The 978-nt window shown below is 66.2% G+C and carries 1 protein-coding gene; it reads left to right on the plus strand.

Going from position 1 to position 978, the window contains the following annotated elements; genetic code table 11:
- The first annotated feature begins 61 nt into the window (after positions 1–61).
- On the plus strand, positions 62–955 hold the full coding sequence (locus ETD83_RS41990) for an IS982 family transposase (protein ID WP_138650792.1): 894 nt from the start codon (positions 62–64) through the stop codon (positions 953–955).
- The last annotated feature ends 23 nt before the right edge of the window (positions 956–978 follow it).

Genomic DNA, 978 nt, shown 5'->3' on the forward strand with positions numbered 1-978 from the left:
CTAGACGAGTAGTTCCGAAGTTTGGGCCCGGTGACGTGGCGAGGGTGTTCAAGATCAGTTTGTGACGACCGACCTGAACACCCTCTTGACGGCACTGTATGTGAAGATCGACGACGAGATCGCAGGAAGACGATGGCTGGGCCGCCCGCCGCTGCTGACTGACTCCGAACTGGTGTGCCTGGCGGTGGCCCAGGCCCTGCTGGGCTGCGCGTCCGAGGCCCGATGGCTGCGGTTCGCCCATGCTCGTCTGGCCGGTATGTTCCCCTATCTGCCGCAACGGCCCGGCTACAACAAGCGGCTGCGGTCGGCGTTGCCGCTGGTCAAACGAATCATCCGGATGCTGGCGGCCGACACCGACTTTTGGCTGGACGATGTGTGGATCGCCGACTCCACCCCCGTGGAGTGCGGCCGTTCCCGCCCCACCGCTCAGCGCTCCAACCTTGCGGGCTGGGCAAGCTACGGCTACTGCCGCTCGCATTCGCGCTGGTTCTGGGGGCTGCGCCTGTACCTGATCTGCACTCCCTCAGGAATGCCGATCACCTGGGCGCTGGCCAACCCCAAACTCGACGAACGCGAGGTGGTGGCCGCGATGCTGGACGTCGATCCGGACCTGGCGGCCGAGCGGCCCGGCCTGATGTTGATCGCCGACAAAGGCTTTCGGGCCCGCTGGTTCGAACACGACCTGCGCCTTCGCGGTGTCCAGTTACTGCGGCCCTCGATGCGCAGCGAACCCGCCCGACCCGGCGAGCACCTGCTCAAGCCGGTCCGCCAGCTCATCGAGTCGGTCAACGACACCCTGAAGGGCCAGCTCGACCTGGAACGCCATGGCGGGCGCACCTTCGAGGGCGTGGCGGTACGGGTCGCCCAGCGCATCTTGGCCATGGCCGCAGCGATCTGGCACAACCACCGCACCGGCCAGCCCATCACCCGGTCACTGACCGCGTTCGACCACTGATCACTTCGGAACTACTCGTCTAG

Source organism: Actinomadura soli, assembly GCF_005889715.1.
Lineage (GTDB): Bacteria > Actinomycetota > Actinomycetes > Streptosporangiales > Streptosporangiaceae > Spirillospora > Spirillospora soli.